The organism is Duganella margarita (genome assembly GCF_009857535.1).
GTDB classification, from domain to species: domain Bacteria; phylum Pseudomonadota; class Gammaproteobacteria; order Burkholderiales; family Burkholderiaceae_D; genus Rugamonas; species Rugamonas margarita.
The window spans coordinates 1-15,678 of record NZ_WWCS01000019.1; the positions used below are offsets into that span (position 1 = coordinate 1).

General features: G+C 64.3%; 16 protein-coding genes. 8 read left to right on the forward strand and 8 right to left on the reverse strand.

Annotated elements, in window-relative coordinates:
* Positions 1–173: 173 nt before the first annotated feature.
* Both ribA and GTP55_RS23230 read right to left on the reverse strand, forming a co-directional pair.
* Positions 174–827 (reverse strand): GTP cyclohydrolase II, encoded by a 654-nt coding sequence (gene ribA, locus GTP55_RS23225; RefSeq protein ID WP_161047187.1) that lies wholly within the window; start codon positions 825–827, stop codon positions 174–176.
* Between the two features lie 130 nt (positions 828–957).
* Positions 958–1,662, reverse strand: coding sequence for a pirin family protein (locus GTP55_RS23230; RefSeq protein WP_161047188.1), 705 nt, complete (start codon positions 1,660–1,662; stop codon positions 958–960).
* Between the two features lie 143 nt (positions 1,663–1,805).
* Here GTP55_RS23230 and GTP55_RS23235 point away from each other — a divergent pair, with 143 nt between their 5' ends.
* From GTP55_RS23235 to GTP55_RS23255, 5 genes are all read left to right on the forward strand, one after another.
* On the forward strand, positions 1,806–2,744 hold the full coding sequence (locus GTP55_RS23235; protein ID WP_161047189.1) for a LysR substrate-binding domain-containing protein: 939 nt from the start codon (positions 1,806–1,808) through the stop codon (positions 2,742–2,744).
* A gap of 39 nt (positions 2,745–2,783) precedes the next feature.
* Entirely contained in the window at positions 2,784–3,767 is a 984-nt protein-coding gene (locus tag GTP55_RS23240) for an EAL and HDOD domain-containing protein (RefSeq protein ID WP_161047190.1), read from the forward strand.
* Positions 3,760–5,907 (forward strand): putative bifunctional diguanylate cyclase/phosphodiesterase, encoded by a 2,148-nt coding sequence (locus GTP55_RS23245; RefSeq protein ID WP_161047191.1) that lies wholly within the window; start codon positions 3,760–3,762, stop codon positions 5,905–5,907. The genes GTP55_RS23240 and GTP55_RS23245 overlap by 8 nt, the downstream gene beginning before the upstream one ends.
* Positions 5,908–5,994: 87 nt before the next feature.
* Positions 5,995–6,576, forward strand: a complete 582-nt coding sequence (locus GTP55_RS23250) for a BPSL1445 family SYLF domain-containing lipoprotein (RefSeq protein ID WP_161047192.1) — start codon at positions 5,995–5,997, stop codon at positions 6,574–6,576.
* A gap of 7 nt (positions 6,577–6,583) precedes the next feature.
* Positions 6,584–6,949 (forward strand): glutaredoxin, encoded by a 366-nt coding sequence (locus tag GTP55_RS23255; RefSeq protein ID WP_161047193.1) that lies wholly within the window; start codon positions 6,584–6,586, stop codon positions 6,947–6,949.
* 6 nt (positions 6,950–6,955) lie between these two features.
* On the opposite strand, the gene GTP55_RS23260 is transcribed toward GTP55_RS23255, so the two are convergent.
* From GTP55_RS23260 to GTP55_RS23285, 6 genes are read right to left on the reverse strand one after another with little or no spacing between them, the layout of a single operon-like run.
* Positions 6,956–7,261 (reverse strand): protealysin inhibitor emfourin, encoded by a 306-nt coding sequence (locus GTP55_RS23260; RefSeq protein ID WP_202423835.1) that lies wholly within the window; start codon positions 7,259–7,261, stop codon positions 6,956–6,958.
* 24 nt (positions 7,262–7,285) lie between these two features.
* A complete protein-coding gene (locus GTP55_RS23265; RefSeq protein WP_161047194.1) occupies positions 7,286–8,311 on the reverse strand; it encodes a M4 family metallopeptidase in 1,026 nt (341 codons plus the stop codon).
* Between the two features lie 58 nt (positions 8,312–8,369).
* On the reverse strand, positions 8,370–8,594 hold the full coding sequence (locus GTP55_RS23270) for a DUF3820 family protein (protein WP_161047195.1): 225 nt from the start codon (positions 8,592–8,594) through the stop codon (positions 8,370–8,372).
* A 14-nt stretch (positions 8,595–8,608) separates the two neighbouring features.
* Complete coding sequence (gene fumC / locus GTP55_RS23275) at positions 8,609–10,057, reverse strand: class II fumarate hydratase (RefSeq protein ID WP_161047196.1); 1,449 nt, start codon at positions 10,055–10,057, stop codon at positions 8,609–8,611.
* 12 nt (positions 10,058–10,069) lie between these two features.
* On the reverse strand, positions 10,070–11,587 hold the full coding sequence (mqo, locus tag GTP55_RS23280; protein WP_161047197.1) for a malate dehydrogenase (quinone): 1,518 nt from the start codon (positions 11,585–11,587) through the stop codon (positions 10,070–10,072).
* Positions 11,584–11,976, reverse strand: coding sequence for an AraC family ligand binding domain-containing protein (locus GTP55_RS23285; protein ID WP_161047198.1), 393 nt, complete (start codon positions 11,974–11,976; stop codon positions 11,584–11,586). Before GTP55_RS23285 ends, mqo begins: the two co-directional genes overlap by 4 nt.
* Positions 11,977–12,149: 173 nt before the next feature.
* Here GTP55_RS23285 and GTP55_RS23290 point away from each other — a divergent pair, with 173 nt between their 5' ends.
* Genes GTP55_RS23290 through GTP55_RS23300 form a run of 3 tightly spaced genes read left to right on the forward strand, consistent with a single transcriptional unit; the run spans position 12,150 to position 15,601 of the window.
* Positions 12,150–13,043: a VOC family protein gene (locus GTP55_RS23290; protein ID WP_161047199.1), complete on the forward strand. Its 894-nt coding sequence runs from the start codon at positions 12,150–12,152 to the stop codon at positions 13,041–13,043.
* A gap of 1 nt (position 13,044) precedes the next feature.
* Positions 13,045–14,490 (forward strand): alginate export family protein, encoded by a 1,446-nt coding sequence (locus tag GTP55_RS23295; protein ID WP_371868420.1) that lies wholly within the window; start codon positions 13,045–13,047, stop codon positions 14,488–14,490.
* A gap of 13 nt (positions 14,491–14,503) precedes the next feature.
* Positions 14,504–15,601: an aromatic ring-hydroxylating dioxygenase subunit alpha gene (locus tag GTP55_RS23300; protein WP_161047200.1), complete on the forward strand. Its 1,098-nt coding sequence runs from the start codon at positions 14,504–14,506 to the stop codon at positions 15,599–15,601.
* Positions 15,602–15,678 lie beyond the last annotated feature (77 nt).

Below are 15,678 nucleotides of genomic sequence, written 5' to 3' on the forward strand. Positions count from 1 at the left end.
GGCGCCGCGTGGGCCGATTGACCGGCGAGCGGCTTAGCGGTGGGCTGGGCCGGCGCGGCAGCGGTAGCCGTGGCGGCAGCGGCGGCAGCTGCGGCAGCGCCATGGCCGGCGGCGGCCCAGATCAAAACAAGCGTACTAGCGAGCCTGGTGACTTTCATGCATTCCTTCAAGCGTTACAGCGCGCCATCCTCCACCGGCGCCGGCATCAGCGGCGTCATCATGTGGCCCAGCTTGGCGGCCTTGGTATCCAGATAGTACTGGTTGAAGGCATTGCGGTTGACCAGCAGCGGAACGCGCTCGGCCACTTCAATGCCCAGTTTGGTCATGGCATCGATCTTACGCGGATTATTGGTCATCAGGCGCAGGCTTTTCACGCCGAACTGCGCCAGCATCGGCTGCACCAGGCCGTAGGTGCGCTGATCCGGCTTGAAGCCCAGCTGCTCGTTGGCCTGCACCGTGTCGGCGCCGGCTTCCTGCAGGCGGTAGGCGCGGATCTTGTTGATCAGGCCAATGCCGCGGCCTTCCTGGCGCAGGTACAGCAGCACGCCGCGGCCTTCGTCGGCGATCTTCTTCAGCGCGCCTTCGAGCTGGGCGCCGCAGTCGCAGCGCTGCGAGAACAGCACGTCGCCGGTCAGGCATTCCGAATGGACGCGCGCCAGCACCGGCTCGCCGTCGCCGATCTCGCCCAGCACCATGGCCAGATGTTCCTTGCCGGTGGCCTTTTCAACAAACGCGTGCAAGGTGAACTGGGCCCAGGGAGTCGGCAGGGCGCAGGAGGTAACGTAGTTCAGTTCGTCCTGGGACGGGATTTCTGCGCTCTGCGACATGGTTTTGCTCTTTATTCTGTTCATATAAGGTAAAAAAGGCGCGCCGGGCTGTTCCAACAGACCCGGCGCGCCCTTCATGATACCAAAACTGGCGGAAATGTTTCTGAGACCCCCTCGGGCCTCCAGATCCTTATTGTTTTGGCAGGTCGAACAACAGCAGTTCGGCTTCTTCCGCCTGTTCCAGCGTGACCAGCGTTTCATCGCTGATTTTCAGCGCGTCGCCCTGTTTCAGGTGCACGCCGTTGACGGTGACCGCGCCGCGGATCACGTGGACATAGCCGAGGCGGTCTTCGTCCAGCGTGTGTTTCAGGTGATCGCCTTCATCCATGATGGAAGCGTAGATCGCTGCGTTCTGGTGAATCAGCACCGAACCGTTGCGGCCATCGTTGGACGCGATCAGCGCCAATTTGCCTTTTTTATGCTCCGGCGTGAAGTGCTTTTCCTCGTAGCTCGGTGGAATGCCCAGTTCGTTCGGCTGGATCCAGATCTGCAGGAAGTGCACTTGCTGGCTGCGGTCGCCGTTGTACTCGCTGTGACGTACGCCGGTGCCGGCGCTCATGCGCTGGACGTCGCCGTAGTGCAGCACCGAACCGGTACCCATGCTGTCCTTGTGTTCCAGCGCGCCGCTCAGCACGTAGGAGATAATCTCCATGTCGCGGTGACCGTGGGTGCCGAAGCCCTGGCCGCCCTGGACCTGGTCTTCATTAATCACCAGCAACGGACCGAAACCGACGTGCTCCGGATCATGGTAGTGGCCAAACGAGAAACTGTGTTTGGAATCCAGCCAGCCGTGGTTAGCTTTGCCGCGGGAATCAGAATGGCGTACTTGTAACATGATGAGCTCCGTTTCTTTGTGGGTTAATGTGCGATAATTTTGAAAGCGTTCTTTCGTATCGCTGCATCCATGAATCACATTGTAGACCTGTGTTCCGGATTAAAAAAACGGAAAATTTACCCCTCTACTATCGATAAATTCGAATGCTCAGATTAAGCCTGGAAGCCCTGCAAATCGTGGACGCCATCGACCGGCGCGGCTCTTTCTCTGCCGCAGGGAAGGAATTGCACCGCGTTCCCTCGACCATTTCCTATACGGTCAGCAAACTGGAAGACGATCTGGGTGTGCAAGTTTTCGAACGTAACGGCCCGCGCGTCGAGCTGACGGCCGCCGGGGCTGAACTTCTGAAAGAGGGCCGCTACCTGCTTAAGGCAGCGCTGGACCTGGAACACCGCGTGCGCCGTGTCGCCTCCGGCTGGGAAACCGAGCTGGCGGTCGGCATGGATTCGATGTTTTCCGCCTGTCTGTTCCATGATGACGTGCCGGCGTTCTACGACGTCGCCCAGCAGACCCGGCTGCGCATCGTGCAGGAAGCGCTGTCCGGCACCTGGGAAGCCCTGATCGAGCGCCGCGCCGATCTGCTGGTGGGCGCGGCCGGCGACGGCCCGGCCGGCGGCGGTTATGTGTCCGAGCCGATCGGCAAGATCGGGTTTGTGTTCGCGGTGGCGCCGTCGCATCCGCTGGCCGCTGTCGAGGGCAAGCTGAGCCGCACGGATCTGCAGCATTACCGCGCCATCAGCGTGGCCGATTCCGCCCGCAAGATGGCGCCGCGCACCGTCGGCCTGCTGCTGGGGCAGGACACGCTGACCGTGCCGGACATGAAGACCAAATACCAGTACCAGCTGGCCGGCATGGGCTTCGGTTTTCTGCCCGAGCCGTGCGCCCGCTACGCCATCGCCCAGGGGCTGCTGGTGGAAAAGCAGGTGGACGAGCCGAAGCCGGCCGAGACCTTCTACCTGGCCTGGCGCAGCGGCGAAAACGGCGCCGCGCTGAACTGGTGGATCGAGCGCATGCGGCGGCCGGGCCTGTTCGAGCGCCTGCTGAGCCATCTTCCGCATCATAAAGTTGACCAAGGCCAATAATTTCGGGCAACATAGCAGAACCACTGAACGGACCATGTCATGACCGCACTGATCGCCACGCCTGTATTGCTGCATTTGCTGGCTGACCGCAAGGGCAGCCCGGCGGCCTTGCTGCTGGACGCCGGCCGCGTGCCGGCACGCGCGTCGGAACCGCCGGTGAAACTACTGGAAGAACTGGCCAGCGGCGGCATGCATTGCTTCTACCGCGTCGGCATCGACCAGGCGCTGCATCAGGCGCTGGCGCAAGTCGGCTGGCAGGCGCTGGCGGCCGACAAGGTGGTGCGCGCCGACGACGCGCTGCCGAGGGAACTGCCGCCCGGCGTCAACTGGATCGAAGGCGACTGGTTCCTGGCGCCGCCACCCAAGCCGGTCGGCGCCCAGGCCGCTTCGCGCGCGCTGGCGCTGCAACTGGTGCAACTGGTGTCGGCCGATGCTGATACCCATGAAATCGAAGCGCTGCTGCGGCAGGATCCGACGCTGTCGTATCACCTGCTGCGGCTGGTCAATTCGCTCGGCATGGGCACCGGCCGCCGCGTCACCAGTTTTTCGCAGGCCATCCTGATCCTCGGCCGCGCGCAGCTGCGGCGCTGGCTGAACCTGATGCTGTTCTCGTCGCGCGAAGGCGATCCGCGCTCGGCCATGCTGCTGGCGCGGGTGGCGGTGCGCGCGCGCATGATGGAGCTGCTGTCCAAAGCCTGCGGCGAGGACAAGCCGCACCAGGAGCAGGCCTTTATGGTCGGCATGTTCTCGCTGCTGGGCGTGCTGTTCGGCCTGCCGCTGGAGGAAGTGATGAAGCCGCTGACCATCAGCGACGCCGTGCAGCAGGCGCTGCTGGCGCACGCAGGCGAGCTGGGGCAGCTGCTGTGCGTGGTGGAATCGGCCGAGCGCGAGGACCACGACGCGCTGGATGGCTGCCTGGCGGCGCTGCCGCTGGACGCCGACAGCTATAACCGCATCGTCATCGACGCCTACCTGTGGATGCAGGACGTCACGGCAGGCAAAGCAGGTAGCAGCCATGCATGATGCGATCCAGCGTTGTCTTGCACTGAGCCGCCAAGCACGGAATGAGCAAGGCGAGGCGCTGACGCACACGCTGAACGCGCTGGACGCCGCCCTCAATCAGGCGCAGGCGGCGATCAAGCCGGCCGACCTGCCGCCGCAGGACGCCACGCTGGCGCTCGACCTGACCGGTTACGTCACCGCCTGGAGCCTCGGCGCGCAGCAGATGTTCGGCTACACGGCCGACGAGGTGATCGGCCAGCACGTGCTGTTCCTGTACGCCGAGGACGACGAGGACGGCAATATCGCCGAGCTGTTCTTCGATCACGATCCCGGCGCCTCGGCGGCCCGCACCGAAGTGCGCCGCCGCAAGAAGAATGGCGAGATCATCTGGGTGCACCTGGACATCGAGCTGCATGCCGACGACGCCGGCATGCTGGTGACGCTGTCGCAAGCCAACCAGACGCTGTCCGACCTGGACAAGGTCAATCTGCATGCGCGCATTATCGAAGACAGCGAGCAGGGCGTGCTGATCACCGATGCGCATGAACGCATTGTCTCGATCAACTCCTCGTTCACCCGCATCACCGGCTACACCCCGGCCGAATCGATCGGCAAGACGCCCGACCTGCTGCGCTCGGGGGTGCACGACGCCGACTTCCGCGCCAAGGTGCGCAGCGCCATGCAGGGCGGCGGACCGTGGCGCGGCGAGATCATCGGCAAGCGCAAGAACGGCGAACTGTTTCCGCAGTCGGTGACCATCAGCGCGGTGCGCGACCAGCATGGCAAGATCAGCCATACCTTCTCGCTGTTCTCCGACATCAGCGTGCACAAGGACGCCGAGGCGCGCATGCAGCGCATGGCCAACTACGATCCGCTGACCGGGCTGCCGAACCTGTGCCTGCTGACCACGCTGGTGGGCCAGGCGCTGACCGAGACCAAGCGTTCCGGCGAACATGGCGCGCTGCTGGTGGTGGAGATCACCCGGCTGGGCGCGATCAGCGATACGCTGGGCCACGACCTCGGCAACGACCTGCTGTGCGAGATCGGCCGCATCTTCCGCGCCACGCTGCGCGAGGCCGACGTGCTGGCGCGGCTCGATGGCCACCGGTTTGCGATCGCGCTGCTGCACGTGGAGAAACGCGAGCACGCCGGCATCGTCGCCGAAAAGCTGCTGGCGGCGCTGGCGGCGCCGATCGCCATCGCCGGCCATAACCTGCAGGTCGGCGCGCACGTCGGCATCACGGTCTACAACGAGGACGGCGCCGACGTGCCGACGCTGATCCGCTACGCCGACGTGGCGGTGGCCAAGGCCGCGCAGAGCATCGAATCGACCTTCCTGTTCTACAGCGAAGAGATGAACCAGCGCGCCAAGGAGCATCTGCGCATCGAAAGCGAGTTGCGCCAGGCGCTGCAAAATAACGAGTTGCAGCTGTATTACCAGCCCAAGGTCAGCCTGCGTAGCGGCCGCATCGTCGGCGCCGAGGCGCTGCTGCGCTGGCGTCATCCGCTGCGCGGGCTGGTGTCGCCGGGCGTGTTCATCCCGGTGGCGGAAGAGACCGGCCTGATCCTCGAGCTCGGCGCCTGGGTGCTGGAAGAAGCCTGCCGCCAGGTGCGCGAATGGCGCGACGCCAACATGATCACGCCGCCGATTGCGGTCAACCTGTCGGCGCGCCAGTTCGACGCCGAGTTGCCGAATCGCATAGCGGCGGTGCTGGAACGTCATCAGGTGCAGCCAGACCAGATCAACCTGGAAATTACGGAAAGCCTGCTGGTGCGGGGCACTGATAAAGTGATCGCCATCATGAACCAGCTGGTGGCGATGGGCATGTCGCTGGCGCTGGATGACTTTGGCACCGGCTATTCCAGCTTGGCCTACCTGAAGAAATTCCCGATCAGCACCTTGAAGATCGACCGTTCTTTCGTCATCGGCCTGCCGTACGAAGAAAACGATTGCGCCATCGCCCGCGCCATCGTCACCATGGCGCAGCAGCTGCGCCAGGAGATCGTGGCGGAGGGCGTGGAGACGGCCGAGCAGATGGCTTTCCTGCGTGAACTCGGTTGCGACCAGCTGCAGGGCTACCTGTTCAGCCAGCCGGTGCCGGCCGCCGAATTCGCCGCCATGCTACGCGAAGGCAAGAGGTTGGCCTTCGCCAATCGTTGAGCTGCGGTGTGCTACGGAAGAGAGATAGCGTGGTAATGTAGAAGATGAAACAATGGTCTGTTTAATCCACACCTACTGGAGACTTCCATGCAAAAACGTACTTTCCTGATGCGCGCTACCGCCGCTGTTGCTTTCGCTGGTCTGGCCCTGGGCGGCTGCACCACCACCACCGGCGCCGCCAAGCCAAGCTCGGCCGCCGTGAAGACTGAAATCGAACAGGGCTCCTACAACACGCTGGAGCGTCTGTACAAAGAAGTGAAGGGTTCGCGCGAGCTGGTGCACAAGGCCAACGGCGTGCTGGTGTTCCCGAACGTGGTGGCGGCCGGCCTGGTGGTCGGCGGCGAATACGGCAAGGGCGTGCTGCGCACCGGTGGCCAGGTAGCCGATTACTACAGCGTCGCATCGGTGTCGGTCGGCTTCCAGGCCGGCGCGCAATCGAAGGCCGTGGTGCTGCTGTTCATGAGCCGTGAAGCGCTGGACAAATTCCGCAACGGCAAAGGCTGGACCGCTGGCGTCGATGGCTCGGTGGCGCTGATCAAAGTGGGCGCCAACGGCGAGGTCGACACGGCCACCGCCAACAATCCGATTCAGGCGTTTGTGCTGACCAACGCCGGCCTGATGGCGAACCTGAATCTCGAAGGCACCAAAATTTCCAAACTCGACTTATAAGGCAATAATGACCCGACCGCTCCTCGATCAAGCACGCATCCACCCAGCCGCACTGGCGCAGATCGGCAGTTATCATACCGATCTGATCGCCGAGGTGGAGGCCGCCGTCGCCGCCAACAAGGTAGTGGTGGTCGGTATGGGATTGAATCCTTTCCCGGCCAAGGCGCGCAAGATCCTGGACGGTCAGGGCACGCCGTATAAGTATCTGAGTTACGGCAATTATTTCTCGCAATGGCGGCCGCGCCTGGCGCTCAAGCTGTGGAGCGGCTGGGCGACGTTCCCGCTGATCTTCGTCAACGGCACGCTGATCGGCGGCGCCACCGACCTGCAAAAGTTGATCGCCAGCGGCGAGTTCGCCCGCCTGCTGGGCTAGATCAACTTAGTCGGGATCGACTTCGTCGTTGAGTTTTTCGGTCAGCGCCTTCAGCGCCGGCGACGCCTGATCGAGGTGGTAGTGCACGCAATGGGCCTGACCATCATCCTGCACTTCCAGATCGTATTGAAAGTCCCACGACTTGGGCGCTTCCTTGACCAGCTTGGGCGGCAGCGTGAAGAAGTCGCTGGCGTGCAGCAGCTGCTGCAGCTGGCTGGCCTGGTCCTGCGGCAGCTGCGCCAGATCGACGGTGCGGGTTTGCGCGCCAGCGGGGCCGGCGAAGCCGCCGGTGCATTTCAGAGTCAAACGCATGATGCTCCCTTACTTTAATTTGCTCTAGCTCACGCCAACCACTTTCCAGGCCGCCTGCACGGCGTGCTGTTCGGCCGAGTCGGCGCCATACAGCAGCGACGCCGCCTGCGCGGTGGCCTTGGCCATGTCGGCAAAGGTGGCGTTGGGCGTCAGCAGCGACAGCGACTTGTACCAGATCGGCGCGGCCTTTTCCCAGGCATTGCCCTTGAGCGCAATCGCGGCTGCGTAAAATGCGTGGTTGGGGATGCCGGAGTTGGTGTGGACGTCGCCGTTTTCCACATATCCTGCCATAGTTTTCGGCTGGTCGTCGCCCGACCAGGTGAGCGCCTGGTTGCCCGGATCGGCCATCGAGCGCAGCGCCTTGCCGACCGACGGCGCCATGATGCCGGCGCCGATCAGCCAGTCGGCCTGCTCGGCGCTCTGCTTCAGCGTCCATTGTTTGACCACGCTGCCGAAAACGTCGGAAATCGACTCGTTGAGCGCGCCGCTCTGGCCTTCGTACACCAGCCCGCCCGGCACCGCGTATTGCGTTACGCCGTGGGTCAGTTCGTGGGCGATGACGTCGACCGCGCCGGTGAAGCCCATGAACAGCTTGCCGTCGCCATCGCCATACACCATCTGCTGGCCGTTCCAGAACGCATTATTGAATTTGTTCTGGTAATGCACCGTCGAATCGATGCGCAAGCCTTTGTTGTCGATCGAGTTGCGCTGCAGGATTTCCCGATAAAAATCGTAGGTGGCGCCGGCGCCGTCATAGGCCTGGTTGACGGCCTTGTCGGCGGATGGTTTGCTGTCTTCTTCGCGCACCAGCTTGCCGGGCAGCTTGGACTTGTTCTGGGCGTCGTAGACGGTGCGGCGTTTTTCACCGGTGGCGGCAGCAATGCCCAGCGTCATCGGCGCGATGGAGCGCTGGCCGCGCAGATGGGCGGATAACTCAGCCGTATCCAGCAGGCAGTGGCGCTCTTGCTGGTCGCTGGTTTGCTCCGCCAGTTTGCGCAGCATTTTGGACGGAATGATGAAGCAGGTGCAGCCAAGCGGATGCGCAGCCATGACGTTCTCCTAAACAATGCAATAACGTATTTATACACGTATTTTCATTGCTGGGACGTCACGCTGAGCGCGGTGGCTGGCGCAGCGGATCGAGCAGCATGCGCAGGTCGTTATGGTCGAGTTCGTACATCAGCGCGATCAGCGCGCCGAGTTCGCCGGAAGGGAAGCCTTCGCGCGCGAACCAGCCCAGGTAATGCCCGGGCAGGTCGGCGATTTTGCGGCCTTTGTACTTCCCGTAAGGCATTTCTCGGGTCAGCAACAGGGCGAGTTTGTCGGAGTTCATGCGGCGATTTTAACTCAGGCGCCGGCGACTCCGTGGCCGATCATGGTGCGGGCGTCGACCACGCGGTCGAAGGTGGCGGCGTCCACGTAGCCGGAGGCCAGCGCCGCTTCGCGCAGCGTCGAGCCGCTGGCGTCGGCCTGCTCGGCGATGTGGGCGGCGTGCTGGTAGCCGATCACCGGCGACAGCGCCGTCACCAGCATCAGGCTGTTGTCGAGGTAGCTGGCGATTTTGGCCCGGTTCAGTTGCGTGCCTTCGACCGAATAGGTGCGGAACTTCTCGCAGCCGTCGGCCAATATGGTTGCCGAATGCAGGAAGGCGTTGATGATGATCGGCCGCATGGCGTTCAGTTCAAAGTTGCCCTGCGACCCGGCAAACGCCACCGCGCTGTCATCGCCCAGCACCTGGATGGCGATCATCACCATCGCCTCGCACTGGGTCGGATTGACCTTGCCCGGCATGATGGACGATCCCGGCTCGTTCGACGGCAATTTCAGTTCGCCCAGGCCGCAGCGCGGGCCGGACGCCAGCCAGCGCATGTCGTTGGCGATTTTCATCAGCGCCACCGCCAGCCCGCGCAAGGCCGCATGCGCGCGCACCATGGCGTCCAGCGAACCCTGCGCCATGAATTTGTTGGGCGCGGTGATGAACGGCTTGCCGGTCAGCTCGGCGATCTGCTGCGCCACCTGCACCGAAAAGCCGGGCGGCGCATTGATGCCGGTGCCCACCGCCGTGCCGCCGACCGCCAGTTCGTACAGGCCGGTCCGGCTGTTCTCGATGTCGAGCAAAGCGGCGCGCAGCTGGGCCGCGTAGCCGGACCATTCCTGGCCCACGGTCAGCGGGGTGGCGTCTTCCAGGTGGGTACGGCCGATCTTGACCACGTCCATCCACTCGGCCGCCTTGTCCTCGATGACTTCGGCCAGCTGCGCCAGTTCGGGCAGCAGGCGCCGGTCCAGCAGGTCCAGCGCGGCGATGTGCATGGCGGTGGGGAAGGTGTCGTTGGAGCTTTGCCCCATGTTGACGTCGTCGTTGGGGCCGACCGGCTGCTGGCTGCCCAACGTGCCGCCGAGCAGCTGGATGGCGCGGTTGGACAGCACTTCGTTGACGTTCATGTTCGACTGGGTGCCGGAGCCGGTCTGCCACACATACAGCGGGAAATGCTCGTCCAGCTGGCCGGCGATGGCTTCGTCGGCGGCGCGCAGGATGGCTTGCGCCTTCCACGCCGGCAAGCGGCCGGCGGCCTGGTTGACCAGCGCGCAGGCTTTCTTGACAATGCCGTAGGCGTGGTACACCGCCTTCGGCATGCGGTCGTCGCCGATGGAGAAATGCTGCAGCGAGCGGGCCGTCTGCGCGCCGTAGTATTTGTCGGCCGGCACCTCGACGGTGCCCATGGAATCGAATTCCTGGCGCAGGCCGGTGGCCGCCAGCCCGATCGGCAGGTCCTTCAGTTCAGGGATCGCGTTCATGCTGGCGCTCCTTCAGACATTCTCGATTTGCAGCAGCGCGGCGGTGGCGGCGCGGCTCTGACGGCAAGCCTCGGCATCCTGTTTGAGGTCGATGCCGTAGGTCGGGATGATGGCTTTCAGCTTGGGCAGCCAGGCCGTCTCGGTCAGCTGGCCGCCGAAGCAGCGTTGCAGCACTTCCAGCGCGATGTAGGCGGCGGTCGAGGCGCCCGGCGAGGCGCCCAGCAGCGCCACCAGCGACTGGTCGGCGGCCGACACCAGTTCGGTGCCGAATTCCAGCTTGCCTTCCTCATGCTTGAACCAGCCGGCGCTTTCATGCGGGGCGATGGTCTGCACGCGCTGGCCGGCGATGGCTTTTTTCCAATCCTGCTGCACCGCCCTGGGGAAGAATTCCTTGAGCGCGGCAAACTGGTGATCGGCGCTTTGCATCACCTGGCCGATCAGGTATTCGGTCAGTTGCAGGTTGTCGCGGGCCACATCCAGCAGGGGAATGATATTGCTGTGCGTGAGCGTGGTGAACAGGTCCGACAGGCCGCCATGCTTGAGCAGTTTGGTGGAGAAGCCGGCATACGGTCCGAACAGCAGCGACTGCTTGCCGCCGATGATGCGGGTGTCCAGGTGCGGCACCGACATCGGCGGCGAACCGCTGGCAGCCTTGCCGTAGACCTTGGCGTGGTGGCGCTGGCTGACCGCGTCGACATCGCAGCGCAGCCAGATGCCGCTGACCGGGAAGCCGCCGTAGCCCCTGGCTTCCGGGATTTTCGATTTTTGCAGCAGCGGCAGTGCGCCGCCGCCGGCGCCGATGAACACGAAGCGCGCCGTCAGGTGGCGTTTGGCGCCGCTGCGCGTGTCTTCCGCCGTCACCCGCCAGCGTTGGTCGTCCTGCCGTTCCAGGCCCTCGACCTTGCTGTTGTAATGCACCGCAAAGCCGGGCTGCGCGGTCAGGTGCTTGACCAGCAGGTGCGTCAGCGCGCCGTAGTCGACGTCGGTGCCGGTGACCATGCGGGTGGCGGCGATCGGCTGCTGCGGGTCGCGGCCTTCGATTACCAGCGGCGCCCATTTGGCGATCACCGCTGCGTCTTCGCTGTATTCCATGCCGTGGTAGCAGTGGTGCGCCGACATGGCCTGGTAGCGCGCGCGCAGGAAGGCGACGTTTTCCTCGCCCCACACAAAGCTCATGTGCGGGCACGGATGCAGGAAGGCGCGCGGATCGGGAATCGCGCCGCGCCCCACCAGATAGGCCCACAACTGGCGCGAGATGTCGAACTCGGTGTTGACTTCCAGCGCCTTGCTGATGTCGATGCTGCCGTCGTCGCGCTGCGGCGTGTAGTTCAGCTCGCAGTTGGCGGCGTGGCCGGTGCCGGCGTTGTTCCAGCCGTCCGAGCTTTCCTGCGCGCAGTCGTGCAGCGCTTCCAGCATGACGATCGACAGCGTTGGGTCCAGTTCCTTTAGCAGCGTGCCGAGCGTGGCGCTCATGATGCCGCCGCCGATCAGGACGATGTCGTGGTTTTCAGTCGGTAAAGTTTCGCTCATGGTTTGCTCCGTGGGGTGAAGAGGGTGGCCACTTCCGGGCCGACGATGATGTAAGCCCGGCGCCATGGCTGGTCGTCGACCAGGCGCCAGCTGTGGCCGCTGCCGCTGAGGTCGTCGGCCAGCAGCACGTCGCCGGGATGGATGGTGAAGCTGGCGCCGCTGGCGGTGGTGAATTCCAGCGTGCCGCTGAGGGTCAGCACCAGTTGCAGCGCCGGCGCGTGGTGCGGGGCGAACTGGCCGCCGGCCGCGGTTTCGCGAAACGAAATGCTGGCGGCCTGGAGTACCTCGCTCAGCACGTCGCCGCGCTCGCCTTGCAGCAGAGAAATCTGTCCCTCTTCAAACAGCGAATCACCAGCGGGGCCGGTCCATATGCGTATGCAACGTATCATGATTGCTCTCCTTGCAAGATTGCGTGGTGTGGAGCGACTATGCCCTGCATTCGTACCGGACGGACCTCCCGAACGGTAGAAAATCGGCCGACCTGATCCGATGGTAGGGCAATCCGGGCGCGGCGATCGGTATAGTGAAACCATCCCTCATTCACGTTATTTCAGGAGTTTTCATGACCATGCAATCCTTCCGTCACCGTATTCTTGCTGGTGCATTGTCGGCGGCGCTGATGCTGCCGGCGCTGGCGATGGCGGCGCCGGACGTCGCGGTCGGTCCGCAGTACGACACCACCCACGTCTACGTGCAGGACGCCGATCTCGACGCCTTCATCCAGAGCTTTACCGGCACCTTCGGCGGCAAGGCGACCCCGCGCGCGGTGTTCACCGTGACGCCGACGCCGAGCAAGACCGCCTCCCAATATGTGCAGACGCCGGTCGGCATGCTGTCGGTGTTTGCGTTCCAGACGCCGATTCCGTATGGCTTCGGCGAAGAGCGCACCGGCTATCTGGTGAGCGATATTCACACCGCCACCAAGGCGGCGGTGGAGGCGGGCGCCGATGTCACCGTCGAGCCATTCGATGACCCGATCGGCAAGGACGTGATCATCCAGTGGGCCGGTGGCGTGAACATGCAGCTGTACTGGCATACCAAGGCGCCGTCGTACGCGCCGCTGCACAGCGTGCCGGATAACCGTGTGTATGTGTCCAAGGTCTCGGGCGATAAGTTCATCGGCCAGTTCAAGCAGTTTGCGCATGCCAAGGTTACGGCTGACGACAAGATCGATGGCGCGGAAATCGGCCGCGCGGGCACCGAGATTCGCCGTGTGCAGCTGTCGTCGGGCTTCGGCAAGATGACCGTGTTTGTCAGCGACGGCAAGCTGCCGTTCCCGTATGGCCGCGAGACTACCGGCTATCAGGTGGACGATGTGGCGGCCACGCTGGAGAAGGCGGCCGCCAATGGCGTCAAGGTGCTGGTGCCGCCGGTGAAGACGAGTCAGGGTAATGTGAGCGCCATGTTGCAGTTCCCGGGCGGTTACATCAGCGAGATTCACAATGCGGCGAAATAGTTTGACCCTGCGCCGCTGCGGCGGCGCGCTGGCGCTGGTCGTCAGCAGCGCGGCGGGCGCGCAGGCGCTGACGGCGGCCGACGCGGCGCCCGCCAGTGCAGCATCGGGCAGCGCCCCGGAGTCGGTGTGCGACGCCAAGCGGCCTGCCATCAACTTCAATCGCTGGAACGAGAACTGGGGCGTGCTGGGCGATCCCTGTCTTGCGCGTCAGCCGCTGGACGGCCTTAAATACATCCCGCTCAGCGACGACGGCGTCTCCTACCTGTCGCTGGGCGCCGGCCTGCGCGAGCGCTACGAGCATATCGACGCGCCGCTATACGGCGCCGGCACCACGCCGTCCGACGGCTACGTGATCCAGCGCACCAACCTGCACGCCGATCTGCGTCTCGGTCCTTACGTGCAGCTGTTCGGCCAACTGGTGGACGCCCGCACCTTCGGCAAGAAGACCATCGCGCCGCCCGACCGCGACAAACTGGACGTGGAGCAGCTGTTCATGACCGTCGCCGTGCCGACCGCCGACGGCGCCGTCAAGGTCCGCGTCGGCCGCCAGGAAATGGCGTTCGACTTGCAGCGCTTTATCGCCGTGCGCGACGGCCCCAATGTGCGCCAAGCCTTCGACGGCGTCTGGGCCGACTGGGAGCACGGCCCATGGCGCCTGATCGGCTACGTCACGCAGCCGGTGCAAAACCGCAGCGTCGACAGCTTTGACGACTATTCCAACGGTCACCTGACGCTGAACGGCCTCCGGCTCGAATACCAGGGCCTGGGTCCCGGCGACCTGTCCGGCTACTACTCGCGCTATCGGCGCGACAGCGCGCGCTTCCTCGACGCCACCGGCGACGAACGCCGCAACGTCTGGGACATGCGCTACAACGGCAAGAGCGGGGCAGTGGACTTCGATATCGAAGGCATGCGCCAGACCGGCCAGGTGGGCGCCAAACAGGTATCTGCGTGGGCCCTCGGCTCGATCGCCGGCTACACCTTCGCCAAGACCGAATGGACGCCGCGCGTCGGCCTGCAATTCGACATGGCCTCCGGGGACAGGCACGCTGGCGACGGCGAGCTTGGAACGTTCAATCCGATGTTCGCCAACGGCTACTACTTCGCGCTGGCCGGCCTCACCGGCTACAGCAACTTGATCCACCTGAAGCCATCGGTCACGCTCAAACCGGCCAAGACGCTCAGCGTCACAACCGCGCTTGGCATGCAATGGCGCCAGACCACCGCCGACGCGGTGTATGTGCAAAGCATGGCCGGCGTGCCGCGCACTGCGGGACAGGGTTCGCGCTGGACCGGCGCCTACGGTCAGCTGCGCGTCGACTGGGCGGTGACGGCCAATGTGGCGGCGGCGGTGGAGGCGGTGCATTTCCACGCCGGCGACACGCTGCGCAACGCTGGCGGCAGGGATGCCGATTACCTCGGCGTGGAGCTCAAGTTCGGCTGGTAGATTAGAATGCGGCATGCTGATTAATCTCTGGTATGTAGTGCTGCCGTCCGCGCAACTGACGGACGGCCTGAAGCCCGTGCAACTGCTCGGGCAACACTTTGTCGCTTTCCGCGATGAAGTCGGTACGGCGCGGCTGCTGTCGGACATCTGCGTCCATCGCGGCGGCGCGCTGTCGGCCGGCGTCAAGGTCGGCGGCAGCGTGCAATGTCCTTATCACGGCTGGCGCTTCGGCGGCGACGGCGTCTGCAACCACATTCCGGCCCAGCCCGACCTGCGCATTCCGCTGCGCGCACGCGTGGATGCCTATCCGACCATCGAACGCTATGGCTGGATCTGGGCCTTCCTCGGCGACCTGCCGGAAGCCGAGCGGCCGCCGCTGCCGCAGCTGGACTGGGTGGACGATCCGAACGTGCGCGTGGTCTCCGGCCACTTCGACTGGGATGCGAGCTGGGACCGCGTGATGGAAAACGGTCTCGATTTCGCCCACGCGCCGTTCGTCCACGGCTCCACTTTCGGCGATCCCGATCATCCGGAAATCGGCGGCTTCGAGGTGGAGCGCGAGCCGTGGGGCGGCAGCGCCCTGATGACCATGCGCCGGCCGGTGCGCAAAGGCTGGCGGCGCAAGCCGACCGGCGCGCATGTGGACGTGGCCACGCGGCCCGGCTTCCACCTGTCGGGCCCCTGCGTCACGCTGGAACTGGCGCCGCGCGACGGCTGGAAAATCTTCATCGTCTCGGCGCACACGCCGGTGGATGGCAGGCGCACGCGCACCTGGTGGATGATGGGCCGCACCTTCATGCGCTGGCCGCTGCTGGATCGCCGTGTCGTCGCCAGCAACCTGAAAATCTTCAACCAGGACCTGGTGGTGCTCAATAAAGTGCGGCCGGAACGGGTGCCGGATTCGTGGCTGCAGGAGGTGTCGATCAAATCCGACGCGCTGCAAATCGCCTTCCGCCAGAAAATCCATGCGCTTGAGGAGCGCGGCTGGCGCATCGACGAAGTGCGCGTGGAGCGCGAGTTCACCGGCCGCACCGCCTGCGTGGTGCCGTGTCCGGATCGGCGCGAAGGCGGCCCATGGGCCATCGAGACCATCCCCATTATTGCGCAGTAAGCAAAGATGTTTTGGATTTTCGTGTCTTTTTCCCATGCGCGAAAGTCCTGATACTGCATGACATCAACTTCAAGGAG